This is a genomic window from Corynebacterium sp. LK2510 (assembly GCF_040946405.1).
In the GTDB taxonomy this organism is placed as follows: domain Bacteria; phylum Actinomycetota; class Actinomycetes; order Mycobacteriales; family Mycobacteriaceae; genus Corynebacterium.
Genome location: NZ_JAYWLR010000012.1, coordinates 47,303 through 72,496, shown reverse-complemented (window position 1 = coordinate 72,496; position 25,194 = coordinate 47,303). Strand labels below are relative to the sequence as shown.

The window sequence follows — 25,194 nt, the reverse complement described above, 5'->3', positions numbered from 1 at the left end:
AACGTCGACCGGTACTAGCTAGCGCCGACGGTACTGACGGTGCCGATGGAGAGGTCCACGTCGAGGCGTAGCGGATCGCCCGGGGCGTCCGGGTTGAGCACGGCGGGGCAGTTGTCTGAGCCGAGGGAGACGTCGCAGGCGAGCTCCACGCGCACGTTGTCCGGCGGGATGATTTCCACGGTGCCGATGCTGTGCTCGACGGCTACGGTGCGGGGCTCGTCCAAGGGGGCGAGATCGCTGAGATCGAGAACGGTCGTGCCGATGGAGGAGTCGTACCGGTCCTGCAGGTTGTTGGTCACGGTGTACTCGACGTCACCGACCTCGTCGGAGCGGTAGAAGATAAAGCCCATAGCGGCTGCGAACGCGGTCGAGATGATCCCCAAGACCAGGGCGAGACCGAGGACGGAGAGGATCGTCGCACCGCGGCTGCGGCGCCGGGGCTGAGGCTCTGGCTCCTCCGCCGGCAGATCTGGCAGGTGCCACAGCTCGGGGGCGGTGCCCAGCGGATCCCAGCTCGGCGGGGCCGGGCGTGCGGCGGCCGGGTGGGTGTAGCCCTCCGGGACGCTGAGATGGGTGGTGTCCACGCTGCGGGTCGGCTGCCACAGTGTCGATCCACCCGCCGGGCGGGCGAGCAATCCCTCGGGCGGGACTGGCTGGCGCCGGTGGAGGGCGTAGACACCGGCGAGGGCTAGGACGACGGTGAAGAGGGAGGATGCGGCCCACCCGCCGTCGTTAAGCGAAAGCGTGGGGAAGAAGATGACCAGGGCGATGATCAGTGCCCAGCCGTTGTCGCGCTCGGATTTGCCCACTTTGTCGAGCCGGTCTTTGGGGGTGTTGATCGCGCGCCACGGGGAGACCGTGGTGCCGAAGCGCGGCATGACAAGGAAGAACAAGAGGTAGATGAACAGGCCGCCGCCAAAGGCGAAGGTGAGTGCGACGAAGAAGAGGCGGATCAGCACGGGGTCGACACCGTAGCGGGCGCCGATGCCCTCGCACACACCACCGAGCATGGCGTTGCTGCCTTGGGACTTCGGGATGCGCGGCGGGAGGGTGTTCCAGAGCTCGTGCAGAGTGTCGCGTGTGTCGGGGGCGGGTGGTGGGGAGGTGGGGGTCGTGTTGTTGTCCATGGCTCCATTGTTAGCCAGGCACGGCACGGTTCCTATCGGGAGACGCCCTGAATTTTGAATTCGGGGATTTCCCTGATTTGCGTTTGGCACCCGCGTGGGAGAATCAGGGGCATGCCTTCCACGCCTTCTCTACCTGCTCCTCCGCAGCTCTACCCCACACTGACCCGCGCCCGATCGGGGAGGGTCGTCGCCGGCGCCGCCGCGGGGCTGGCGGAGCACTTCGGAATCAGCGTGCGGTGGGTGCGGGTGGCGTTTACTCTCGCGGCGTTCGCAGGCGGGCTCGGCTTGACTCTCTACGCGCTGCTGTGGGTGTTCACCCCGCTGCGCAGCCATGCGGACGCGCCCACGGCTGCTGCGGGTGCACAGGGGGCGGGCGATACGTGGCCGCGCGCCGCCTACTATCTTCTCGTCGCCATCGGGGTGGCGGGTGCGGCCATCCAACTGTCGCTGGTGAGTGGGTACAGCGGCGTGGTGGTGTTCGTCCTCGGCGTGGTCGCGGTGGGCGCTCTCGTCGCGTGGCAGGCGTACGACCGCGGGCTGTCCTCCGTCCCCAACCTCTTGGCGCTCTGCCTCGGAGTCACGCTCGTGATGGGCGGGGTCGTGGCGATCGCGTTGCTCGGGGACACGGCGGGGACGACCGGAGTGGTGGTGGCGGTGCTCGCCACGATCTTCGGGATATCTCTGCTGGTCATCCCGCTGGTGGTGCGCCTGGCAAACTCGCTCATGGAGGAGCGGAAGGCAAAGGCGATGGCGGATCAACGCTCCGAGATCGCCTCGCGTCTGCACGACTCTGTGCTCCAGACGCTGGCGCTGATCCAGAAGCGCGCCGCCGACCCCGCCGAGGTTGCCCGCCTGGCGCGCAGCCAGGAGCGCGAACTGCGGGCATGGCTTTTCGACGCCGACGCGGCCCCCGAGGACACCCTCACGCTTTTCGGAGCCCTGGCCAAGGCGGCAGGCGAGGTTGAAGACCTCCACGGCGTGACAATCCGGCCGGTCACGGTCGGCGACGACATGGACTACAGCCTCGCCACGGAGCCGGTGGTTCTCGCCGCGCGCGAGGCGATGGTCAACGCCGCCAAGCACGCCGGTGTGGACCAGGTTGACGTCTATGCCGAGCACCTCGCCGGGGAGCTGTCCGTGTACATCCGCGACCGCGGCGTGGGGTTCGACGCTGACGCGATCCCGCCGGACCGGCACGGGGTGCGCGACTCCATCATTGGGCGTATGGAGCGCGCCGGGGGCAGCGCCACGATCTCGCGCGCCGCCGGCAACGGCACCGAAGTGGTGCTCAGTATGGCGGTTTAGCTGCGCTGCTCACCCAGGCCGGCCGCCTGCAGCAGGGATGCTGCCACCTTGTCCGTCTCCTGGAGGAAGGGGGCGTCCGTACCCGGCATCGGCGAGATCGTCGTGTCGGCCCACTGCCCGGCGGTGGGGATGCCGATGATGTGGAGGCGCGGGTCGAGGCTGCCGTCCTCGCGCACCACGCGCCGGGTCGCCGCATCGGTCTCCGGGGCCGCGGTCGGGATGCCGTGGGGTGCGAAGGGGCGGATGCGGTGGGCGTCGACAAGCGAGCCCGTCAGCGGGTCCGGAGTGCGGCGGATGTCGGGGCCGGGCAGGAAGGCGTCAGCAAGCACTGGGGCCGTGGCGCTGCGGTTGCCGCTGGTTGCGATGTAGCCGGACTCGGCGGCCTCGAGCACCGGCTGGTCGCCGAGGAAGGTGACCAGGCCGGCGTCGTAAAGCGCGAGCAACTCGCGGGTGCGGAACAACGGCGGGCCCGATCCCACCATCTGGCCGAAGGCCATGTACTCCTGCAGGGAGCCGAGGCGGTCTGCCTCAGTACCGCGGCCGTTTTCCACCGCGATCGTCGTGGGCTTGCGCGCCGTGGAGATCTCCCACAGCGCGGCCTTGACCGGGGAATCCCACGCGGCGACGGCCTCGGCGATGTCGCGTTCCATGTGGGAGGTGACAAACTCGCCGAGCTCGTCGACGCTGAGCGCTTCGGTGCCGTGCAGCGGGTCGATCCACTCGGTGAGGTCGAACTCGACCTCTGCGGTGCCGCGTAGCGCCTCGTTGAGCGCGCCAGATACGGCCATGATGTCGTCAGCGGAGGCGACAGCCTCGAGGTCGGCCGCGTCGATGCGGCGGATGATCTCGTCCAGCTCGACGCGCAGCTCCTGCGGGCGCGCCTGGTGGAGCGTGCGGTAGTAGGCGGCGTAGGTGTCGCGCGCCAGCGCCGGCCAGATCTGGGTGCCAAACGAGATGGGCTCGCTCGACCCTGCCAGCTCGGCGAGGACGCGCTGGTGGCGCTCGAGCGTGCCGTCCGGCGGCAGCGCGAGGTACTCGGACTTGGGAAGGTACGGGTATCCGCGGCCAGAGGTGACCACGAGGTGCGGCTCGCGGCCGGACGCGACGTAGCGCAGACCCGAGCGGGTCTCCGGATCCTCCTCGAAGCGGCCGCCGCGGTCGATGGTGACCAGGGCCATGAGGTCGAAAAAGCCCATACCCAGGCCGCGGACGATGACGTTCTCGCCGGCGGGCAGGGCGGTGGCGTCCTGCTCGATGGGGTTGTCCGGCTCGACCCACACTCCGCCGCCGGCGGGCGGCGTGGAGCGGGTCGGCAGGACCCAGCCGGTAGCCAGGACAGTGGCGTCGGCGGTGACGGTCGTGCCGTTGTCGAGTTCGATGACGTCGCGCTCGGCGTCGTCGGTGATGCGCGCGGCACGCGCGCGGTGGGTGACCACGTCGACGTAGTCGGGCAGCTGGGCAAGCGCGATGTCAAACACCCAGCGCAGGTACTCGCCGTACAGGGCGCGGGAGGGGTTGGACTCGGTGCGCGTTACGGCGATCTCTTCGGCGTACTGCTCGCTGAGTGCCGGGTTGACCGGGTGGGCGTCGAAAAGCGTGCGTGCGGGGGCGGGCACTGCGTCGCGCTCGCCGCGCATGAGCTGGATCCACTCGAACATGGTGGGGCCCTCAAGCACGCGGCCGCCGACCGTGGAGCCGGGCTCGGTGAACAAGGTAACCGCGCCGGCCAAGGTGTTCATGCACAGCGTTCTAGACTGATCTGTCTCCCAAACTCGGCCCGCGCCGATTTCGGAGTCGTCGATCAGGTGGAGCGTCAACGGGCGGGCGGGGAGATCGGCGGCGTAGGCTGCGATACGCTCGACGGCGGAAATACCGCGAGGTCCCATACCTATAAGTGCGATAACTGAATGCATGTGGGTCACTGTACCTGTGTCCTTAATCTGGGCCTAGCATTGGCTGACAATGTCCGAAATAGACCGATTAGTTCAACCTCATTAAACTGATTCGTCTATTTATGGTACATTCCACGCTATGCAAGCCGAGACGAAGGATAGCGCGCCGTGAGCGCCGCGCGGGAACGGATGAGCACGGCGACGGCCCGGCGGGTGGCCGCCGCCGTCGCCGTGCTCGTGGGGAGCAGCCTCCTTGCGGCGTGCGCACCGGCAGTGGACTCGGCCACGGGTCCGGCCTCCGGGGAATCCGGCGATAACCCCGGCGAGGAGATGATCACTTACCTCGAGCCGAACTGGTTCACCTCCTTGTATCCGCCCGCCGCAGGCTTCTACCCGAACGGCGGCGTGGTCAACCAGATCACCGACAGGCTGCTGTACCAGGATCCGGACACCCTCGAACTGAAACCGTGGATTGCGACGAGCCTGCCGGAGGTCAACGCCGACGCCACGGAGTTCACCTTTGATATCCGCACCGACGTGACGTACTCCGACGGCAGCCCGATGACCGCGCAGAACATCGTCGACAACATCGACCTCTACGGCAAGGGCGACACATCACGCCTGCTCAGCGCATCGGAGCAGATCACCGGCTACGACCGCGGCGAGGTGGTCGACAACGACACCGTGCGCTTCCACTTCACCGAGCCCGCCCCCGGGTTCGCCCAGGCCGTGTCCGTGTACAACGCCGGCCTGCTCGCCGACTCCAGCCTGGCCATGGGTAACGAGGAATTCGGCCCCGGCAACGCCGTCAACGTCATCGGCTCCGGGCCGTTTGTCATCAGCGACGAGCAGCTCGGCGCCGAGCTGACGCTGCGTGCGCGCGAGGACTACAACTGGGCGCCGCCCTCACACGAGCACCAGGGCCCAGCACGCATCGGCGGTGTCCGCTACAAGCTCGCCCCCGAGGAATCGATGCGCACCGGCGCGGTGCTCTCCGGCCAAGCGGATATCGCGCGCAGCATCACCGCCCCAGCGGAGCGCTACATGGAAAACGCCGGCGCGGAGATCTACTCGCGCGGCACGAACTCCATGAACAACCAGCTCGCCCTGCGCTTCAACCACCCTCTGCTCCAGGACATCCGGGTGCGGCGGGCACTCTTCCACGGCATCAACCGCGAGGAGATCCTGCGCGTGCTGTTTTCCCCGTCCTACCCGCTGGCGACCTCCACGGTGGCGGCGAGCGGACTCGGCTACAAGGCGCAGGATCCGTCCGCGTACGTCTTCGACCCCGACCAAGCGCGTCACCTGCTCGCGGAAGCCGGGTGGACCCCCGGCCCAGACGGGATTGTCCAGAAAGACGGTGAGCGGCTTTCACTGCGCGTCAACATCGCCGGCCCACAGCCGCGCTCGCGCGAAGTCCAGACCATGATCCAGGATCAGCTGCGAGCCATCGGCGTCGAGCTAGTCATCAATTCTGGCGACAACGCCAGCCAGAACGCCGACGCGAAGGACCAGGAGAAGATCCAGATCTACCACTCCATGGTCGCCCGCGCGGACTACGGCGCCATCAACTCGCTGTATTCGGCCACCGCGCGCGACGTGTTCATCAACTCGCCGATCGGCGGAGGAAAAGGCGAGATCGCAGATCAGCGCCTCGAGGACCTGCTCGCGCACACTGTGTCGTTGAGCGATGACGCTGAGCGTGCCGCCGCTGTTGAGGCGGTCCAGGACTACGTCACCGAGCAGGCGTACGCCCTGCCGTTGTTCGAGGAACCGCAGGTCTACGCCACGTCCGGCCGGTTGAAGGGGTTCCGCACCGATGCTGTGGCGCGGCCGTCGTTCTACGGCGTCTACGTCGAGGACGCGCGCCCGGGAGACCCGGGGGAGCAGCGCAGTGGGGAGGACACCTAAATGAGCTACATCGTGCGCAGGCTCGCGCAGGCACTCGTGGTTCTGCTGCTCGCCTACACCGTCGCCTTCTTCCTGCTCTCGGCACTGCCCTCCGACGGCGTCATGGCCCGCTACGCCGACCCGGCGCTGGGCCTGTCCCAGGAGGAGATTGAGGCGATCCGGACTGAGATGGGCGTCGATAAGCCCGTGCTCGTGCAGTATGTTACCGCCCTCGGTGGCTTCCTCGCCGGCGACCTCGGCTACTCGCTGCGGACCGGCACCCCGGTGGCCGACCTGATTGCCGAGGCAGCGCCCCACACGTTCGCGCTCGCCGCGACGTCCGTCGGCCTGGCGATCCTTGTCGCCCTCGCCGTCGCCTACGTGGCGACGTTGCCCCGGATGGGCGCCGTGGGGGACTTCTTCCGGTCGTTGCCGTCCTTCCTCGTCTCCCTGCCCGGGTTCTGGGTAGCGATCCTGCTGCTGCAGTTCTTCTCCTTCCGCCTCGGCTGGGTCAACGTGATCGACCCAGGTCCCGTCGAAGGGCTCGTGCTGCCGACGCTGACGCTGGTGGTTCCCATGGCGGCCCCGCTGATCCAGGTGCTGATCCGCTCGATCGACGAGGTCAAGGCCCAGCCTTTCGTCCAGGTTCTGCGCGCTCGCGGTGCGAGTGAGGCGCGGATCTTCTGGGGCAACGTGCTGCGCAACGCCACGCTTCCCGCGCTGACGATGGCGGGTCTGTTGTTCGGCGAGCTCATCAGCGGTGCCGTGGTCACCGAGACGGTCTACGGCCGCACCGGCCTGGGCTCGCTCGTGGTCACCGCGGTGTCCAGCCGCGACACCCCGGTGCTGCTCGGAGTGGTCCTGCTCGCCGCTGTGGCGTACGTGGTGATCAACTTCATCGTCGACATGCTCTACCCGGTGTTGGATGTCCGTTTGCGTCGTAAGGAGCGATCATGACCGATGCGTTGATGCAGGTGGCCCGCCGTCCCCGGGGTGGGAGGGGCGCAGGGAGCACACGGGGTGCGCATCCGTCGCGCACCTCCGCGCGCTGGACCGCGCCCGGTTCTCTGGCGGCGATTGCCGTGCTCGCGGTAGCGGTTCTCTGGGCCGCGGTCCCGGGCCTGTTCGCCTCGGCCGACCCGTACGCGGGCACCGATGTCGCGCTGCTGCCCCCGAGCGCGGAGCACTGGTTCGGCACCGACTCTGTGGGCCGCGACCTCTACTCCCGCGTGGTGTACGGGGCGCGGCAGTCCCTGTTCGGCGCCGCACTCGCCGTGCTGGTCGGCCTCGTCGCTGGCACCGCCTTAGGGCTGATCGCCGGGGCGCTGCGCGGGTGGGTCGACACCGCGGTCATGCGGCTTGTCGACGTCTTCTTGGCCATCCCGGGCATCCTCTTGTCGCTCTCGCTCATCATCGTCCTCGGCTTCGGATCCCTGCAGGCGGCGTTCGCCGTCGGCGTGACCACCATCGCCGCGTTCGCCCGACTGGCGCGCGCCCAGGTGATGACGGTGGCCAACGCCGACTACGTCGAAGCCGCCTACGGCTCCGGCGCGACCAAGGCGCAGGCGCTGGTGCGCCACGTACTGCCGAACTCCCTGACCCCGGTCATCGCACTTGCGGCCCTGCAGTTCGGCACCGCCGTGCTCCAGCTGTCCATTCTCGGCTTCCTCGGCTACGGCGCGCCGCCGCCCGTGCCGGAGTGGGGCCTGATCATCGCCGAAGGCCGCGACTTCATGGCGTTCGCGTGGTGGACCATCGCCCTGCCAGGCCTGGCTATCGCCGCGACCGTGATGTCGGCGAACCGCCTGTCGCGCAACATCGGTGTGGAGGGATTGCGATGAGCACTGTCGTCACTACGCAGGGAGCGCTTGGCGCTGAGGCGTCGGACGCCGTCCTCTCCGTGTCCGGCTTGACCGTTGATTACACCAGCGGAAACGGTGCCGTTCGCGCCATCGAGGGCGTGGGCTTCGAGCTGCGTCCGGGGCGGATGACCGCGCTCGTCGGCGAGTCGGGGTCCGGCAAAACCACCTCCGCGCTGGCGGCGGTGGGCTTGCTCGGCCATACCGCTTCCGTGCGCAGCGGGTCCGTCGTGTTCCGCGGCGAGGACACAAGCGGGTACACGCCGGCGCAGTGGCGTGCGTTGCGCGGCGCGCACATCGGGTTGGTGCCGCAGGACCCGAACAACTCGCTCAACCCGCTCAAAACCATCGGCGCCTCGATCGAAGAGGGGATGGAAATCCACGGCATCGGTAACCGGGCGCAGCGCAAGAAACGCGCGCTCGAGTTGCTGAACGAGGTCGGCATCGACGACCCCGAGCGCCGCTACGGGCAATATCCGCACGAGCTGTCCGGCGGGATGAAGCAGCGCGTCCTCATCGCCGCCGCGGTCGCGCTCGAGCCGGAGGTGCTCATCGCGGACGAGCCGACGTCCGCGCTCGACGTCACGGTGCAAAAGACAATCCTTGACCTGCTCGATCGCATGCGCCTCGAGCTCGGTCTCGCGGTTCTGCTCATCACCCACGATCTTGCGGTGGCGGGCGATCGCGCCGACGACATCGTGATCATGGAAAACGGTCGCGTCGTCGAGAAGGGCCCGGCGGATGCGGTGTTGTCCAACCCGCAGCAGGAGTACTCGCGGCGCTTGCTTGCCGACGCCCCCTCGCTCACAGCCTCCAACGCGGGACACCGCCCGCCCCCGAGCGAGGACGTTCTGCTTTCCGTCCGCGATCTGCAGGTTGTCTTCGGCGACTTCACCGCCGTCGACGGCGTGAGCTTCGACGTTGCCCGCGGTTCGACCCACGCGCTGGTGGGCGAATCGGGGTCGGGCAAGACCACCACGGGGCGGGCGATTTCCATGTTCGGCGCGCCGAGCGCGGGATCGATCACCTTCGACGGCATAGACATCACCCGGCCGAGCGCGAAGCTCACTCGCCAGCTGCGCTCGCGCATCCAGATGGTGCACCAGAACCCCTTCTCTTCCCTCGACCCGCGCATGACGGTGGAGGACATCGTCGCTGAGCCCGTGCGCTACCTCCAGAGCAAACGGGGGTCGGTGGCGCGCAGGCACGCCCGCGAGTTCCTCGATCGCGTCGCGCTCGACCCCGCGCTCGCGTCCCGGGGCCCCGCCGAGCTGTCCGGTGGGCAGCGTCAGCGTGTCGCGATTGCCCGCGCGCTCATCGTGGAGCCGGAGCTTGTGGTCCTCGACGAGGCTGTCTCCGCGCTCGATGTGACGGTGCAGGCCCAGATCTTGCGCCTGCTGGAGGACCTGCAGGCCGAGCTCGGGCTGACCTACCTGTTCATTTCCCATGACCTTGCGGTGGTCAAGCAGGTCTCGGACACCGTCAGCGTGTTCAGCCGGGGCCGGCAGGTCGAGTCCGGGATCACCGAGGACGTGTTCAGCCTCCCGCAGGCGGACGTCACCCGCACGCTTATCGACGCAATCCCGGGCACCATCTTCCGCGCCCGAGAATTAGGAGAATACGTTGTCTGACCTGATCAACTTGCTTGCCGACGCCTCCTCGGAGATCGCGCAGCTGCGCCTGAAGCGCCCCGAGGCCGCGGAGAACGCCCAGGTGAGTTTCCGTGCCCTCCTTGAACCCGCGGAGCCGGGTGATCTTCCGCAGTCCTGGCGCTACGCCGTGGCCGCGTTCGTCGCCGGGATTTCCGGCAGCGCGCGGGGCTACGAGTTCTACCGGGAGTTGCTGGCGGAGGAAGACGACCTCGGCCAGGACCCGGAGGAGCTGGCGCGCGGGGTTGACGCGGCCGTCGAGAAGGGTGCCTCCACCGGGCCGTATACCTCTGGCGGGTTCGTCACCTTTGGCGACGCTGACCTGCCCGGTGTTCCGGCGCAGCTCGCGGCGGCACTGGATTTCGCGCACCTGCTCACCTTCCACCCGAAGGACGCCTCCCCGGCGGCGATCGGGCACCTGCAGGAGGAGGGCTTCAGCGACGACGCGATCGTGTCGCTGGCGCAGCTGATTTCCTTCCTCGCCTTCCAGCTGCGCGTTGTCCACGGTGTGGCCACGGTGGTGGGGCAGTCTGCCCTCGCAGATGGCGCTGCACAGGCGAGCCGGGTGCCCGGCGTGGCCGACCCCGGCTGGGTGCCGGGCCCGCGCACGCTGCTGCCCGAGGTCGTCGCCCCGGAGAGATTCGTGGCGCACTCGCTGGGCTGGAAGCCGTGGCTCGCGGCCCTGCCGAAAGATGAATTCACCGACCACCACCGCGACGCGCTGATTCAGCCGCAGCGGATCGACTCCGAGTACTTCCGCTTGCTGGCCCGCGACCCGGACGCGCTGAAGGCACGCACGCTGACAGACTTGGACATCTTCTACAACACCGACGGTGGCCTGGGACGTGCCGAGCGCGAGCTCGCCGCTACGGTGGTCTCGCGTTTCAACGGCTGCGAGTTCTGCGCCTCCGTGCACCAGGCCCGCTCGAAGGAGGAGGGCGGGGACGCCGCGGCGATCGACCGCCTGCTCGACGAGGGCATCGGGGCGGATCTTGGTTCGCCGGTGTGGTCCGCGATCCGCGACGCCTCCGTGGCGCTGACCGCGACCCCGGCGGAGTTTTCCGCCGCGCACGTCAATCAGCTGCGCGAGGCGGGCCTCGATGATCTGGCGGTGCTCGACGTGATCAACTCAGCGTCGTTTTTCAACTGGGCCAATCGGCTGATGCTCACGTTGGGAGCACCTGACGTTCCGAAGCGCTTCCGCTAGCTATCCTTGGGCGTATGGTCCGTGTCTTCCTCGTTGATGATCACTCTGTCTTCCGCGCCGGCGTGCGCGCTGAGCTTGCCGAGCTCGCCGAGCGGGTCGAGATAGTCGGCGAGGCGGGTGCGGTGGCCCCGGCCATTGCAGGTATCGAGGAAACCCGCCCGGACGTGGTGCTTCTCGACGTCCACATGCCCGACGGCGGCGGCCTCGCCGTGATCCGCGGCACCCAGCCGGGCCCGCGTTTCCTGGCCCTGTCCGTCTCTGATGCGGCGGAGGACGTCATCGCCCTGATTCGCGCCGGTGCCCGCGGTTATGTGACCAAGAATATCGGCGGGGCGGAGCTCGCCGAGGCGATCGAGCAGGTCCACGACGGGGATGCGTACTTCTCCGCCCGGTTGGCGGGCTTCGTACTCGACGCGTTCGCCGCCGGGGGAGTGGTGGAGGACCCGGAGGGCACCCCGGAAAAGATCGACGACCCGGTCGTCGATGCCCTGACCCGCAGGGAGTTGGAGGTGCTGCGCCTGCTAGCCCGCGGCTACACCTACAAGGAGATCGGGGAGCAGCTGTTTATCTCGGTCAAGACGGTGGAGACGCACGCTTCGAACGTGTTGCGCAAGACTCAGATGTCCAACCGCCACCAGCTGACGCGGTGGGCGGCGGACCGGGACCTGGATTAGGAAGCGGGCGTGTCCGCGTACGCAAGCCGCCGTGACCCGTCCACGTGCGGATAGAGCAGCCACGCGAGCGCGGCCGCGACGACGAACGCGATAAGGACTGCCCATCCCGGCCACGGGGCCGCGAGAGGCGCCAGCATGGCGGTGAGCCACCACAACATGAGCGGCACAAGCATGCTTATCGACGGCACCCGCGCCACGTTTTTCTCCTCCGCGAAGCGGCGCATCTCCCTGCGGTAGGGGTGCGCCAGCGTGAGCGCCACCGCGAGCGCGGCCGACCCGGCGGCGATGCCGAGCATGACGGCTGGTGAGGCCGCGCTGACCAACACGGCGAGGGAGATCCCGACGAGGACGGAACCGCCCGCCCGTACTATCCCCGGCGTGGGGATGGGGGTAGTTCGGGCGTTGATGTCCTGGGCAGAGAGCATGGGGGTTAGGATACCCCGGCTGCGGGTGGCGCCATAAGCCCTGATAGTAGAAAATGTGTTCGACCTTGCGTGTTGCTCGTGTCCGGGGTGGAGTGCATACTGAACGGCGTGAGTGGAACACCTATTCGAGTTGCGGCTGGTGCCGAAGGGGCCGACGAGTCGGCGTCGCCTGCCCTGGGCCATCTCGACCGTGCCGAGCAGATTGCGGAGCTGCGCTCCCGTATGTCTGCTCTGGGCGGGGAGGTGGCGCGCCCGGTTGCGGAAACGGTTGACGTGGTCAGGTTGGGGGAGGAGCTTCGAATGCTCTTTCCAGGAGGTGGACTGCCGCGCCGGTCCGTGAGCACGTGCAGCGACACCCCTGCGCTCATCGTGGAGATCCTCGACGAGGTGACAGGCAGCGGGGGCTTCGCAGGCGTGGTGGGGTGGCCGGAGTTGTCCTACGCCGGGATTGCTCCGGAGAACCTGGACCGTGTGGTGGCGGTCCCGGACCCGGGCCTTGATCCGCTCAGCGTGGCGGGGGTCTTATCCGAGGGCCTCGACCTGGTGGTGCTGCGCAGCCCGCAGCGCATCGACCTATCTCCGGTGCGTGCCCGGCCGCTGTTGGCCAAGCTGCGCAAGGGCAACGCCGCGCTGGTGTCCGTGGGCACGCGCGTACCGTCACCGGCGCTCGAGGTCACAGGGGAGGTGGCGGGCATCCACGGCATCGGCCGGGGCACGGGGCGGATCCGCGGCATCGACATCCGCGTGCGGGTGGAGACGAAGGGCGCCCGGGCCGCCTCCCGGGTAGTCACGCTCGGCGCGGCCCCGAACCAGGCAAAGCCGTCACTGCGGGTGGTGGGGTAGCGTGCGCGTCGCCGCGATCTGGTTTCCGGACTGGCCCGTGCAGGCGGCGCGCCTCGAAGCGGACGATGAGCTCGTCGAGCCCATTGCGATTGTCGCGCAGCGCCGCATCAAGGCGTGTTCCCCTGTAGCCCGCGAGCTCGGGGTGCGCCGCGGGATGAAGCTGCGCCACGCCCAAGCACTCGCCCCCGCACTGAGCGCGGTGGAGGATAACCCGGACCGGGATGGGCGGATGTTCGCCGCCTTGGCTGCGAGTTTTGACGATGTCGCCGCGAGCGTCGAGGTGGTCCGTCCCGGGCTGGTGGTGGTCGACATTGCCGCGGCCGGAGCGTTCCACGGCGGGGAGGACCTCGCCGCTGAGATGCTTATCGACGCCGCCGCGCGCCGCGGCATCGACGCCGCCGCCGGAGTCGCAGACGAGTTGTCCACCGCCATCATCGCCACGCGCTTTCCCGCCGTGGTCCCCGCCGGCGCGTCGCGGGAGTTTTTGGCGGCGCGCCCGCTGCGCACGTTGCTCGCCGAGGCGGCCCTCGGCGCGGACCCGCACACCGTCAACGAGCTGGGGCAGCTGGGCATCGTTACCTTGGGTGATCTCGCGGCGGTGCCGTCAACGGCCATGACCACCCGCTTCGGCGCGGCCGGGATGCACCTGCACCGGATCGCGCGCGCGGCCCCCGACCGCCGCGTGGCCCCCGAGCTGCCGGTGGCCGACCTTGCCGTCGCGGTCACCCCGGAGGAGCCGATCGAGCGGGTAGACGCGGCCGCGTTCGCCGCCCGCGCGCTCGCGGCGGCGCTGCACGAGCGCCTCACAGAGGCCGGCAGCAACTGCCTGCGGCTCAAGGTGGTCGCAGAACTGGCTGACTCCACCCGGGTCGAGCGGGTCTGGCGGACCCGCGAGGCGCTGACGGAGGCGGCGACCGCAGACCGGGTGCGCTGGCAGCTCGACGGGTGGCTGACCAGCGGCGGGGCCGGCGCGATTGTTTCGCTCATCCTCGAGCCGCTCGAGCTCGCCGCGCCCGAGGCCGTCGGGGAGCTGTGGTCCGACGGGACGAGCACCGATGCTGCGCGCCGCGTGGTGGAGCGCGTCCAGTCGCAGCTCGGCATCGACGCCGTGCTGCAGCCCCGGCACGTGGGCGGCCGAGGTGTCGCGGAGCGCATTGAGCTTGTCCCGTTCGGCGAACAACCCGCCCCAGTCGCACCGGCCCGCTGGCCAGGGGCTATTCCCGCCCCGCTTCCGGCGCGCCTCGGTGGCGGCATCGACCACCCGGCTTCCGCGGTCACGCTTGTCGACGCCACCGCCACGCGCGTCGGAGTCACCGCCGAAGCACTGCTGACCTCTGCGCCGTACGCGTTGGCCTGGGGTGAGCACCGCTACTTGGTCACGGGGTGGGCGGGGCCGTGGCCGGTGGACGAGGGTTGGTGGGCAAGCCGGCCGAACCGGGTGGCCCGGCTGCAGGTTGTGGGCACACGGGACAAGGACGAGTGCGTGTCCGCGTGGCTCTTGGCGTGGACGCGGGGGAGGTGGCGCGTGGAGGCGGTGTACAACTAGGCGAACACCTAACACGGGCAGCGTCGCAGGATTCTGTCCTGCCCGTGTTAGGTGAACCTAATTCACTAGAGTGGAGGCTATGAACGCCAAGGTCGATTCACTCTGCTCGGATAACGAGGCCGAACCACTGCCCGGTACCGCCAAGCGCGGCAGCGTGTACGTCCTGTTCGAGTGGCCTGGCGCGTGGAGCCACGACGTCCTCGACGGCGGCACTCTCGGCGAAGAACTGTCCGCCAAGATAAAGGCGCACCTGCAGAAGTGGGACGCCTCCCTGCTGCTGATCCGCCACCCCACGCGCCAGGGTCGGCAGATCAAGGACCACCACCTCTACGTCGTTTTCACCGACATCGGCCTGACCGAGGTCAAGCACGTTGACTCGGCAGAGGAGATCCTCGAGCTCGACCTTGGCGGCCCGGGCCGCAATGGGGCGATGGCACGCATGGCCCCGCTCGCGCTGATTTGCACTCACGCCAAGCGCGACCGTTGCTGCGCCATTAAGGGCCGGCCGCTGATCATGGAGATGGAGCGGCGCTACCCCTTCCACGAGGGGCGCGATGTGGTGTGGGAGACCTCCCACATCAAAGGCCACCGCTTCGCCGCAACACTCATGCTTATGCCGTGGGGGTACAGCTTCGGGCGCATGAACCTGGAAGCGACGGAGGCGATGCTTGCCGATGCGATGCGCGGGACGTTTTTTGTCCCGGGCAACCGCGGCCGCGGTATTTTCTCCCCGCCGGCGCAGGCCGCGGAGATCGCCGTCGCATCCCGCTTGGCGGGTGAGGGACACAAGCTTGAGTACGGGCAGCTGAGCGTGGATGAAGAACACAGCGCCGACGGGTGCGCAACGGTGGTTCTGCGCGACCACTCTGCGGACAGGCGGTTTAGGGTGCGCCTCGAGCAGCGGGAGATCTCCGGCATTGTTTCCTCGTGCGGGGACGAGCCGAAAACAGGAAAATCCTGGGAGGCCGTTGAGGTCTCCCAGGATGAGGGGCAGGCGCAGAGCCGAGATTAGCGGCGCATGACCTTCCTGGACAGCCAGTTACCCAGGAACTGGGCAAGCTGGACGATGACCACGATGACGATCACGGCCGCGAACGTCACGGCCGGTTCGAACTGGCGGTAGCCGTAGACGATGGCGAAGTCACCGATTCCGCCGCCGCCAATGTAGCCTGCCATCGCGGACATGTCGATGACTGCGATGAAGATGAAGGTGTAGCCCAGAATCAGCGGGCCGAGCGCCTCGGGGAGGATCACCGTGCGGATGATGCGCCACGGACCGGCACCCATGGACCGCGCGGCTTCGATGACGCCCGGGTCGATGGCCACCAGGTTCTGCTCGACGATGCGGGCCACCGTAAACGTCGCGGCGACACACATCACGAACGTTGCGGCCTCGCGGCCGATGGTGGTGCCCACTACCTGCAGGGTGAGCGGGTAGAGCATGGCGATCATGATGATGAACGGAATCGGGCGGAAGAAGTTCACCAGGATGTTGATGATCCAGTAGACCGGCCTGTTGCTTAAGATGCCGCTCGAGCGGGTGCTGTAGAGCAAAACGCCGAGCACGAGGCCGAAGAAGCCGCCGACGAGCATAGTGATGCCTACCATGACCAGGGTGTCGCCGATGGCCTCGAGGAAGGTCGGGCCGAGGCGCTCCCAGTTGGGTTGGGCGAGGATCGTTTCGGTCATCGCGTGATCTCCTCAATGTCGGTGGTCTGCTGCAGGAGGTGCAGGAACTCGTCGATGGAAGCGTCGTCTCCCTTGAGACGCACCGTCATCTTGCCGAAGGAACGCTCCTGCAGCGTCGTGATGCCGGCGTGCACGGGCTGCACGGACACGCCCTGGTCGCGCAGCCGGGAGATTGCGCCGAAGAACCCGGAGTTCTCGGTGAGCCCGACCGTGAACAGGCGTCCCGGCTGGGACAGAAGCTCCGAGACCTCCACCTCGTCCGGTGTGTTGCGCAGGCTCGTGGACACGAAACGCTTCGTGACGTGCTCGCGCGGGTGGGAGAAGACCTCGTAGGTGGAGCCGTACTCGACGACCTTGCCGTTTTCCATCACGGCGACCTCATCGGCAATCGAGCGGATGACCTCCATCTCGTGGGTGATGACAATGATGGTCACACCGAGCTCTTCGTTGGCGCGGCGCAGCACCGCCAGCACTTCTTGGGTGGTTTCGGGGTCTAGTGCGGAGGTCGCTTCGTCCGCGAGGAGCAGAGACGGGTTCGTCGCGAGCGCGCGGGCGATGCCGACGCGCTGCTTCTGCCCGCCCGAGAGCTGCTCGGGGTAGTTGTTGCCGCGGTCGGAGAGCCCGACGAAGTCGAGCAGCTCCGCGACGCGCTTTTTGCGCTCGGCCTTGCCCATCCCGGTGAGCTCGAGGGGGTAGGCGATGTTGCCGGCGGCGGTGCGGGACTGCAGCAGGTTGAACTGCTGGAAGATCATGCCGACGTTGCGGCGGATCGAGCGCAGGTTCTTCTCGCTCATGCCGACGATGTCGGTGCCGTCGAGAAGCAACTGGCCTCCCGTGGGCATGTCGAGACCGTTGATGAGCCTGACCAGCGTTGATTTTCCGGCGCCAGAGTATCCGATGACACCGAGGATCTTTCCGGGTTCGACGGTAAGCGTCACCCCGTCGACCGCAGTGACCGTGCGGCCGCCGGTGGTGAAGACCTTAGATACGTCCCGGAATTCGACCCGGGTGCCTGTGTTAGCCACTTACTTGTACTCCTCAACGAGCTTGTCGAGAATCTCGTTGAGCTCCTCCTTGGGTCGGTTCACCTGGACGGCGGTCCCGCCGGAATCCTGGTTGAGGGCCTCGGTGACGGCGTCGGACTGCCAGGCGTCGACAAGCTTGGCGTACGTCTCATTGTCGATGTCCTCCGCGCGGACGGAGAAGACATTGATGTAGGGCTCGGCGAGCTCGGAGTTCGGGTCGTCGGCGGCGACCGCGGAGGCCGGGTCGATGCCGGCGCGGCCCAGCCAGTTGTTGTTGACGACCGCCGGGCGACCCTCGTTGTAGGCGGACGGGGTCTGGGAGGCGTCGACGGCGACGACCGTGACCGTGGAGTTGGCCTCGTCGATGTCGTTCGGCGTCGGGGTCAGGCGCGGGGCACCGTCGCGCAGCGTCACCAGGCCAGCCTGGACGAGCACGTTGATGGCGCGGCCCTGGTTAGACGGGTCGTTCGGGATGGCGACTTCCTGGCCCTCGATGCCGTCGAGGGAGTCGTGGTCCTTCCAGTACAGGCCGAGGATGTTGATCTCACCGGAGCCGATGATGCGCAGGTCGTTGCCGGACGAGGCGTTGTACTGTGCCTGGTAGTTGATGGTCTGGAACTTGGAGATCTCGATCTGGTTCTCCGCCAGCGCCGGGTTGACCGGCGGGTACTCGGAGAACTGCTGGATGTCGAGGTCGATGCCGCGCTGCTGGGCTTCCTCCTCGAAGGCGGTCCACGCCAGCTGGTCGGCGTCGGTGGTGCCGATTGTCACGATGACCGCGTCGGATTCCCCAGCTGCTGAGGAGGACGAGGACTCGGAAGAACAGGCCACGAGGCCGGTCGCGGCCAAGGTGGCGGCCGCGGTGAGTGCGGCAATACGGGTGGTGCGCATGGTGGTGTCCTTTCTTCAGTAGTGGGGGGCTAGTTCGACTCGAGCTTGGTGAGGATCTCGTTGAGCTCGGCCTTGTCGCGGTTGACCGGGACGGAGGTTCCCTTGGAATCCTGGGCGACTGCCTCGGTGACCTTCGGGTCGTGCCAGATCTCGACGAGCTTGTTCAGCGTCTCGTCATCGACACGGTCGGATTTAGCCGCGAATACGTTGATGTAGGGCTCGGCCTCCGGGGAGTTCGGGTCGTCCTCGAACACAGCGAGCGACGGCTCGATGCCGGAGCGCTCCAGCCAGGTGTTGTTGATGATTGCCGGGCGGCCCTCGTTGTAGGCGGACGGGGTCTGGGAGGCGTCGATCGGGACAACCTTGACCTTGGACTGGCCAGCGTCGATGTCGGCAGGGGTCGGGGTCAGCGGGTCGGCGACGCCGTCCTTCAGGGTGACCAGGTCCGCCTGGGCGAGCACGTTGATGGCGCGGCCCTGGTTGGACGGGTCGTTCGGGATGGCGACTTCCTGGCCCTCGATGCCGTCGAGGGAGTCGTGGTCCTTCCAGAACAGCGCGAGCGGGACGATCTCGGTGGAGCCGACGATGCGCAGGTCGTTGCCGGAGTTCCTGTTGTACTCGGAGAGGTACTTGATGTGCTGGAACTTGTTCACGTCCAGCTCGCCCTGGGCTAGGGCCTCGTTGACCGGGTTGTAATCGGAGAAGGAGACGATGTCGAGCTCAATGCCCTGCTCGGAGGCGAGATCAGAGAACACGGACCAGGCCTGCTGGTCGGCGTCGGTGGTGCCGATCCGGATCGGCGCGTCGGCGCCGTCAGTCGCGGAGTTGGCGGAGCAGGCGGCGAGGCCGGCTGCTGCCAGGGTGGCTGTCGCTGCAAGAGCGGCGATTCGGGTGGCGCGCATAGGGAGTCTCCTTTGTCGTTAGATCTATGTGGAATGTCGGGATGCGTTGTCTCAACGCGCTATCTATTCAGGTTTGTTTAGTACGCGCGCAGTTTCGTGCGCGTGTACGTTGCGAGCCAATGTAGCACCAAATATACCGCTTGGTCTATTTTCTCGAGCACTTTACCGACGTGCGTTCGAACGTAGTGTCGAATATGCTGTGTGCCATGAGATTCCACGGTGGGGAGGCGCTGTCGTGGTCCCGCTTGGAGCGTATTCTCTCCGGCCGGCCGGGGCCCGAACCGATCCCTGTGCAGCACACGCGCCCGTACGGTGATGCTTCCACGAAGCCCCGCGGGCCGGCCGCCCTGCCCTTCGCTGAGCTGCATGCCATTTCGTCCTACAGTTTCTTGGATGGGGCCAGTGAGCCAGCCGACATCGTCGCGCGCGCCGCCGAACTCGGGATTAGCGCGCTTGCAGTGCTGGACAGGGACGGTTTCTACGGTGCGGTGAAGTTTGCTGAGGCGGCCGCGGAGGCGGGTATCCTCACCGTCTTCGGGGCGGAGCTCACCCTCGGTGAACGCACCCTCCCCCTTCTTGCGCGAGGGCCGGTCGGCTATCGGCGCCTGTCCCACGTCATGGCGCGGGCGCACATGTCCACTGGAGAGAAATCGGCGGTGTCGTATCCTCCGCTGGAAGTACTCGCTGCCGAACTTGATGGTTCGTGTGTCGTGCTCGCCGGGTGGCAGTGGGCGGACGAAATCGATCATGTGGTCGATGTGTTCGGAGTAGACCGAGTGGTCAGAGAATACGAGGTTTCACTGACTCCGGAGGACGCCGACCACCACGCTGCCCTCGACGAGTTCCCGCATGTCCCCGCCATCATCTCTGCGGTCCCCGCTGCCGCGACGCGGCACGACGCGCGCTTGGCGGCGGCGAAGCGGGCACTGGGGCGTCGCGAAGCACTCAGTACGGCCCACGGCGAGCTGCACCCGATGGGGGCGAACTGGTTGCGCTCGGGTGAACAGCTTGCCGCACTGTGCCCTGGCAGCGAGGAGAAGATAGCCACCGCGGTCGAGCTTGCCCGCCAATGCGCGTTCACCCTCAACCTCGTCGCGCCCGAGCTGCCGCGCTTTCCCACGCCCGAAGGCCACGACGAGATGAGCTGGCTGGCCGAGATGACGCGGGCCGCGGCCACCCTGCGCTACGCCACCCGACCCGCCGAGATCAGACAGCGCGCGGCGCGCCAGATTGAGCACGAGCTCGAGGTGATCGAACAGCTCGGGTTTCCCGGCTACTTCCTCATCGTCCACGACCTGGTGGACTTTTGCCGCCGCGAGAACATCCTCTGCCAGGGCCGGGGCTCGGCGGCGAACTCGGCAGTCTGCTTCGCCATCGGCATCACAAACGCGGAACCGATCTCGGCCGGGCTGCTCTTCGAGCGCTTCCTGTCCCCGGACCGCGACGGCCCGCCGGATATCGACATCGACATCGAGTCCGGCCGGCGCGAGGAAGTCATCCAGTATGTCTACGCCACCTACGGCCGCGACAACGCAGCTCAGGTAGCCAACGTGATTACCTACCGCACGAAGGGCGCGATCCGCGACGCCGCCCGCGCCCTCGGTTACGCCCAGGGTGCGGCGGATGCGTGGTCGAAGGGGATCGAGGAACCTCCCGAGACGGTGGCGGAGCTCGCGGCGCAGTTCAAAGGCCAACCGCGGCACCTGGGCATCCACTCCGGCGGCATGGTCATCTGCGACCGCCCCATCGCCGACGTTGTGCCCGTGGAGTGGGCGCGCATGGAGAACCGTTCGGTGGTGCAGTGGGACAAGGACGATTGCGCCTCTGCGGGCCTGGTTAAGTTCGACCTGCTCGGCCTCGGCATGCTCGAGGCGCTGCACCACATGATCGACCTGGTGCGCGATACCACCGGGCGCCAGGTCAACCTGTGGGAGCTCGACCTGGCGGACGCCTCGGTCTATGACATGCTCTGCCGCGCCGACGCGGTGGGTGTGTTCCAGGTGGAGTCGCGCGCCCAGCTGTCCACTCTGCCCAGGTTGAAGCCCCGCCGGTTCTTCGACCTGGTCGTCGAGGTGGCGCTGATCCGCCCGGGGCCGATCCAGGGCGGTTCCGTGCACCCGTATCTGCGCCGCCGCGACGGCAAGGAGGCGATCGAGTACGACCACCCCGTGCTGGAGAAGTCCCTCGGCAAGACCCTGGGCGTGCCCCTGTTCCAGGAGCAGCTCATGCAGATCGCGGTGGACGCGGCGGGGTTTTCGGGCCGGGAGGCGGACGCGCTGCGCCGCGCGATGGGGTCAAAGCGCTCCCCGGAAAAGATGGCGGCGTTAAAGGCGAGGTTTTTCGCCGGGTGCTGGGAGACAAACCGAATCGAGGCGGAGACGGCGGAGAAGCTGTGGACCAAGATCGTCGCGTTCGCCGCGTACGGCTTTCCGGAGTCGCACTCCCAGTCGTTCGCGTCGCTGGTGTACTTCTCTGCCTGGTTCAAGCGCTACTATCCGGCGCAGTTCTGTGTTGGCTTGCTGCGCGCCCAGCCAATGGGCTTCTATTCCCCGCAATCGCTGATCCAGGACGCCCGCCGCCACGGCATCACGGTCGAGCCGGTGAGCGTCAACGACTCCGGCGTCGAGGCGCGCTGCCTGGACAACGCGACGATCCGAGTGGGGATGAACCTGGTCAAAGGTCTGGGTATAAGGGCCGCCGAGCGTGTCGAGGCCGCCCAGCCCTTTACCGGCATCCCGGACCTGGCGCGCCGGGCAGATCTTTCGGTCGAGCAGGTCGCGGCGCTGGCGAAGGCGGGGGCGCTGGACTGTTTCGGGGTGGACCGCCGCCAGGCGCTGTGGCAGGCGGGCATCGCCGCGACGGAGCGCGCGGGCATGCTGCCGGGGCTGTCGGCGATTGCCGCACCCGCGCTGCCCGGGATGAACGCGTTTGAGTTAATGGCGGCCGATGTGGCGTCGACAGGCGTCACGCACGATAAACAACCGCTCGAGCTGCTGCGTGAGGCGCTGCGCAGCGACGGCATCTGCACCGCCGCGGATTTGTCGCGTGTCGCCGACGGAACCAGAGTGCGCGTGGCGGGCGTGGTGACGCACCGGCAGCGCCCGCAGACCGCCAGCGGAGTGACGTTTTTCGGAATGGAGGACGAGACAGGTTTGATCAACGTGGTGGTCTCACCGGGATTGTGGAAGCGCCACCACGTGCTGGCGCGCACCGCGAAGGCGCTGATCGTGCGCGGGGTAGTGCAAAACGCCACAGGGGCGGTCAACGTGGTGGCCGACAAATTCGAACCGCTCGCGCTGGGGGACTGGCTCTCGCGCGGGTCCCGGGATTTCCACTAGTTAGGATGGCGTCTGTGAAACTCAATCCTGTCTCGCCGAAACTGATGGTGCCCTACCTCGTGCGCGCTGTCATCGTTGGGGCGGTGCTCGTTGGGCTCGCCAGCTGGGCGGTGGCCGAGTGGGGCGCGTGGTGGTGGATCGCCGTGGCGAACGCTGCGGTGTATATAGTGTGGCATCTCGTTCTCATCCCTTTCCAGGTGCGCAACCTGGGCTGGCTGGAGACGGACAACGAGCTGCTTTTGAGCCGCGGGAAAATGTGGCACACCCTCACGGTTATTCCGTACGGGCGCATCCAGTTCGTCGACGTCACCTCCGGGCCCATCGGGCGCGCGCTGGGGCTGAAGAACCTGATTATCAACACTGCGTCGAGCACATCGAACTCCCGGCTGCCTGGGGTACCGGCGGAGGAAGCAGATGCCCTTCGGGAGCGCTTGGCAGTGAAAGCGCGCGAGCGGATGAGCGGGCTGTAGGCGGCATGGTCTCACAGCTGCGCCGCGTCCACCGGCTCTCCCCGCTGTTGCGGGTGTGGACCACCCTGCTGGCCATCGTGGCTGTCTCCGCGTTCAACTTCGCCGAACCACTTTTCGAGCTCGCCGAGAAAGGTAACCTCGACGCTCCCTCGGCGCTTGTCGCTCTTGGGGCGCTGGCTGCGAGTCTGCTCGTGGTCTTCGCGGTCTCTCAGCTGTGGTGGGCGCGCACGGGCTTCCGGCTCGATGAGGAACAGATTGAGCTGCACCGCGGCTTGCTGACAACGAAGGTGCGCACGGCTCGCTACGATCGCATCCAGGCCGTTGACGTGGTCGAGCCCTTCGCCGCGCGCCTCTTTGGCCTGGCTGCGGTCCGCTTGGAGGCCGCCGGCGGGACAGAGTCGGGCATCGAGATCGCCTACCTGCCACGCGCTGAGGCCGAGCAGGTGCGCGCCGAGATCCTCCACAGCGTCGACCATGATGAGTGCGACGACCATGACCTTGTCACTCCCATCCCGACTGCGCGTTCTCTGGCGGCCACCGCGCTGCGCTTGAGCGCCGTTTTCGCTCTCGCCTGGGCCTCTCTGCCGCTGTGGACGGGCCTGGGAGCCGCCACGGTGTTGCCGGTGCTGATAGGTCTCATCCCTGACATGTGGAAGGCGACCGATCAGTCCTGGCGCTTCACCGCGCGCCTGGATACCGCCGGGCGCCCCAGCGTGAACCTCGCCTACGGGCTCGCTAATCGACGCCGCCAGACCGTACCGCTCGAGCGCATTCACGCAGTCCAACTCGCTCAGCCGGTGTTGTGGCGTGTGTTCGGTTGGTGGACTGTGTCCGTGGCGGTGGCCGGCTATGGCAGGGAAGGCAATGCCGTCACCGGAACCTCGAAGCTGCTGCCGGTGGGTACCTTCGACCAGGCTCTCGAGGTGCTCGCCGTCGTGACACCGTTTACCCCGGATGAGATAGAGCACTTCCGCCCGGAGCTCACCTCGCCGCGCCGGGCGCGGTGGGTCTCTCCCGTGGCCTGGAAGCGCCAGTCCGTGACCGTGACTCGTGGGATGGTGGTGGTCACCAATGGGCGCGTATCGCGCCGGGTGGGGATGGCGAAAGTGCCGCATGTGCAGGAGTTGACCTATAAGCAGGGGGTGCTGCAGCGCCGCCTGGGCCTGGCGCACGTGCGCTGCGACCTAGTGCCGGGGCCGGTGCGTGTGATCGCGCGGGATCTTGATGCGGGGCGGGCTTGGGGGCTCGTCGAGAAGCTGCGTGCCCGCGAGCTACCTGAGCTTGAGCTAACCGACGGCAGCGGCGGGATTACCCGTGGAGGGTAAGGCCCCAATGCTCCATCGCGGAGGCAACCTCCATGGCGCCGGCGTAGGTTTTGTTGGTGTCGGCGACATTCGAGGACACCCCAAGGCCCCAGACTCCGTCGGAGTCGACGGCGAAAACCGCGCCGCCGGAGTCACCGCGGTCATTGATTGAGCGGTAGTAGAACAGGCCGTTGTTGCCGATGTCCTCGAACTTTCCGCAGGAATAGCCCGTCGTGGCGCCGAGACGGCAGATCGCCATATTCCTTGACTGGGCCTCCTGCGGGGTGATGTAGCCCTTCAGCGGGAGGCCGACGGGGAGGGAAGAGTCGACCGGGACGTCGGGGTAGAGCTCGATCAGGCCGATGTCCGTGCCGACAATCGCGCCGCCTGCGCCCTGCTCGACGTAGGATTCGACCACTTCACCTGCGGGGATATAGTTTCCCGCCGAATCTCCCACCACGATCTCGTCGCCCTGGTTGCCGCAGTGGCCCGCCGTGACAATGAAGACGCGCTCGCCGTAGCTGGCGATGAACCCGACAGAGCACATCGCATTCATGGTGCGGTTGCCGATCCTGCCGCCGGGGACGATCTTGCCGGGCTGCTCGAGCCACTTCCAGTCGGTTGAGTTGTGGTAGTAAATCCCCAAATTGTCGTCAGCGCCGGTCTTGCCGGAGGGGTCATTGTTGGGGTCGATCTGGTTGCGCTGGATGGGCGGATCGGCCACGACGCGCGACCGCGGGGAGTCCGACTCGGTGGGAACGGGGCGTGCGGACGTCGATCGTGTGGAGACGGTGGAGTCCGTGGCGTCGACAGAGCCATCGGCCGGCCGGAAATCGAACAACTTGTTGTCTTCCGGAGAGGAGCCGAGCTCGCATTCGGCGGTGAACGGCACCCTGCCGTCTTCGGCGGTGCTGACAATTCCGTTCACCGACCGGGTGGCGGAGGTGGCGCCGGGGGAGACTCCGGAATCGGGGATGTCGACATAGAGGTAGGAAACCCCGTAGCTGTGCAGCTCGTCGCGGATGAGGCTGGCGCACTTCGAGGCGTAGTCACTTGCCGAGTACGAGACGGGTGCTGATTCACCGTCGCTTGCCGAGCATCCCGCGAGCAGCAGTGCGGCGCACGTTGTCATCACACCATTCTTTAAAGGCACAACTA

At 67.4% G+C, this 25,194-nt stretch carries 21 protein-coding genes; 13 read left to right on the top strand and 8 right to left on the bottom strand.

Annotated elements, in window-relative coordinates:
- Nucleotides 1-14: 14 nt before the first annotated feature.
- Complete coding sequence (locus tag VVR41_RS07715) at nt 15-1,127, bottom strand: PspC domain-containing protein (RefSeq protein WP_368524258.1); 1,113 nt, start codon at nt 1,125-1,127, stop codon at nt 15-17.
- 111 nt (nt 1,128-1,238) lie between these two features.
- Here VVR41_RS07715 and VVR41_RS07710 point away from each other — a divergent pair, with 111 nt between their 5' ends.
- On the top strand, nt 1,239-2,432 hold the full coding sequence (locus VVR41_RS07710; RefSeq protein WP_368524257.1) for a PspC domain-containing protein: 1,194 nt from the start codon (nt 1,239-1,241) through the stop codon (nt 2,430-2,432).
- Here VVR41_RS07710 and VVR41_RS07705 read toward each other — a convergent pair.
- The gene (locus tag VVR41_RS07705) at nt 2,429-4,345 is read right to left on the bottom strand and encodes an FAD/NAD(P)-binding protein (RefSeq protein WP_368524256.1); all 1,917 of its coding nucleotides are present in this window, start codon (nt 4,343-4,345) and stop codon (nt 2,429-2,431) included. The two genes, VVR41_RS07710 and VVR41_RS07705, sit on opposite strands and share 4 nt — an antisense overlap.
- A gap of 168 nt (nt 4,346-4,513) precedes the next feature.
- On the opposite strand from VVR41_RS07705, the gene VVR41_RS07700 reads away from it, so the two are divergent.
- From VVR41_RS07700 to VVR41_RS07675, 6 genes are read left to right on the top strand one after another with little or no spacing between them, the layout of a single operon-like run.
- Nucleotides 4,514-6,235, top strand: a complete 1,722-nt coding sequence (locus VVR41_RS07700) for a TIGR04028 family ABC transporter substrate-binding protein (RefSeq protein WP_368524263.1) — start codon at nt 4,514-4,516, stop codon at nt 6,233-6,235.
- The gene (locus VVR41_RS07695; protein WP_321103118.1) at nt 6,236-7,171 is read left to right on the top strand and encodes an ABC transporter permease; all 936 of its coding nucleotides are present in this window, start codon (nt 6,236-6,238) and stop codon (nt 7,169-7,171) included.
- A complete protein-coding gene (locus VVR41_RS07690; protein WP_368524255.1) occupies nt 7,168-8,055 on the top strand; it encodes an ABC transporter permease in 888 nt (295 codons plus the stop codon). The genes VVR41_RS07695 and VVR41_RS07690 overlap by 4 nt, the downstream gene beginning before the upstream one ends.
- A complete protein-coding gene (locus VVR41_RS07685) occupies nt 8,052-9,704 on the top strand; it encodes a dipeptide ABC transporter ATP-binding protein (RefSeq protein WP_368524254.1) in 1,653 nt (550 codons plus the stop codon). Before VVR41_RS07690 ends, VVR41_RS07685 begins: the two co-directional genes overlap by 4 nt.
- Nucleotides 9,697-10,929, top strand: coding sequence for an alkylhydroperoxidase domain protein (locus VVR41_RS07680; RefSeq protein WP_368524253.1), 1,233 nt, complete (start codon nt 9,697-9,699; stop codon nt 10,927-10,929). Before VVR41_RS07685 ends, VVR41_RS07680 begins: the two co-directional genes overlap by 8 nt.
- A 14-nt stretch (nt 10,930-10,943) precedes the next feature.
- On the top strand, nt 10,944-11,603 hold the full coding sequence (locus VVR41_RS07675; RefSeq protein WP_321103125.1) for a response regulator transcription factor: 660 nt from the start codon (nt 10,944-10,946) through the stop codon (nt 11,601-11,603).
- Here the strand turns inward: VVR41_RS07675 and VVR41_RS07670 are convergent.
- Nucleotides 11,600-12,028, bottom strand: coding sequence for a hypothetical protein (locus tag VVR41_RS07670; protein WP_368524252.1), 429 nt, complete (start codon nt 12,026-12,028; stop codon nt 11,600-11,602). The genes VVR41_RS07675 and VVR41_RS07670 overlap by 4 nt on opposite strands.
- A 108-nt stretch (nt 12,029-12,136) precedes the next feature.
- On the opposite strand from VVR41_RS07670, the gene VVR41_RS07665 reads away from it, so the two are divergent.
- From VVR41_RS07665 to VVR41_RS07655, 3 genes are all read left to right on the top strand, one after another.
- Entirely contained in the window at nt 12,137-12,871 is a 735-nt protein-coding gene (locus tag VVR41_RS07665; protein WP_368524251.1) for a hypothetical protein, read from the top strand.
- Between the two features lies 1 nt (nt 12,872).
- Nucleotides 12,873-14,417 carry a DNA polymerase Y family protein gene (locus tag VVR41_RS07660; protein WP_368524250.1) on the top strand — a complete coding sequence of 515 codons (1,545 nt, stop codon included), beginning with the start codon at nt 12,873-12,875 and terminating at the stop codon, nt 14,415-14,417.
- Between the two features lie 79 nt (nt 14,418-14,496).
- Nucleotides 14,497-15,429 (top strand): sucrase ferredoxin, encoded by a 933-nt coding sequence (locus VVR41_RS07655; protein ID WP_368524249.1) that lies wholly within the window; start codon nt 14,497-14,499, stop codon nt 15,427-15,429.
- Here the strand turns inward: VVR41_RS07655 and VVR41_RS07650 are convergent.
- Genes VVR41_RS07650 through VVR41_RS07635 form a run of 4 tightly spaced genes read right to left on the bottom strand, consistent with a single transcriptional unit; the run spans nt 15,426 to nt 18,924 of the window.
- The gene (locus VVR41_RS07650; RefSeq protein ID WP_321103134.1) at nt 15,426-16,106 is read right to left on the bottom strand and encodes a methionine ABC transporter permease; all 681 of its coding nucleotides are present in this window, start codon (nt 16,104-16,106) and stop codon (nt 15,426-15,428) included. The two genes, VVR41_RS07655 and VVR41_RS07650, sit on opposite strands and share 4 nt — an antisense overlap.
- Nucleotides 16,103-17,131 carry a methionine ABC transporter ATP-binding protein gene (locus tag VVR41_RS07645; RefSeq protein ID WP_368524248.1) on the bottom strand — a complete coding sequence of 343 codons (1,029 nt, stop codon included), beginning with the start codon at nt 17,129-17,131 and terminating at the stop codon, nt 16,103-16,105. The genes VVR41_RS07650 and VVR41_RS07645 overlap by 4 nt, the downstream gene beginning before the upstream one ends.
- Nucleotides 17,132-18,022 carry a MetQ/NlpA family ABC transporter substrate-binding protein gene (locus VVR41_RS07640; RefSeq protein WP_368524247.1) on the bottom strand — a complete coding sequence of 297 codons (891 nt, stop codon included), beginning with the start codon at nt 18,020-18,022 and terminating at the stop codon, nt 17,132-17,134.
- A gap of 29 nt (nt 18,023-18,051) precedes the next feature.
- The gene (locus VVR41_RS07635) at nt 18,052-18,924 is read right to left on the bottom strand and encodes a MetQ/NlpA family ABC transporter substrate-binding protein (RefSeq protein ID WP_368524246.1); all 873 of its coding nucleotides are present in this window, start codon (nt 18,922-18,924) and stop codon (nt 18,052-18,054) included.
- A 206-nt stretch (nt 18,925-19,130) separates the two neighbouring features.
- Here VVR41_RS07635 and VVR41_RS07630 point away from each other — a divergent pair, with 206 nt between their 5' ends.
- From VVR41_RS07630 to VVR41_RS07620, 3 genes are read left to right on the top strand one after another with little or no spacing between them, the layout of a single operon-like run.
- Nucleotides 19,131-22,262, top strand: a complete 3,132-nt coding sequence (locus VVR41_RS07630) for an error-prone DNA polymerase (protein WP_368524245.1) — start codon at nt 19,131-19,133, stop codon at nt 22,260-22,262.
- 44 nt (nt 22,263-22,306) lie between these two features.
- Entirely contained in the window at nt 22,307-22,732 is a 426-nt protein-coding gene (locus tag VVR41_RS07625; protein WP_368524262.1) for a PH domain-containing protein, read from the top strand.
- A 5-nt stretch (nt 22,733-22,737) separates the two neighbouring features.
- The gene (locus tag VVR41_RS07620; RefSeq protein WP_368524244.1) at nt 22,738-24,057 is read left to right on the top strand and encodes a PH domain-containing protein; all 1,320 of its coding nucleotides are present in this window, start codon (nt 22,738-22,740) and stop codon (nt 24,055-24,057) included.
- Here VVR41_RS07620 and VVR41_RS07615 read toward each other — a convergent pair.
- Nucleotides 24,041-25,168 (bottom strand): hypothetical protein, encoded by a 1,128-nt coding sequence (locus VVR41_RS07615; protein ID WP_368524243.1) that lies wholly within the window; start codon nt 25,166-25,168, stop codon nt 24,041-24,043. The genes VVR41_RS07620 and VVR41_RS07615 overlap by 17 nt on opposite strands.
- Nucleotides 25,169-25,194 lie beyond the last annotated feature (26 nt).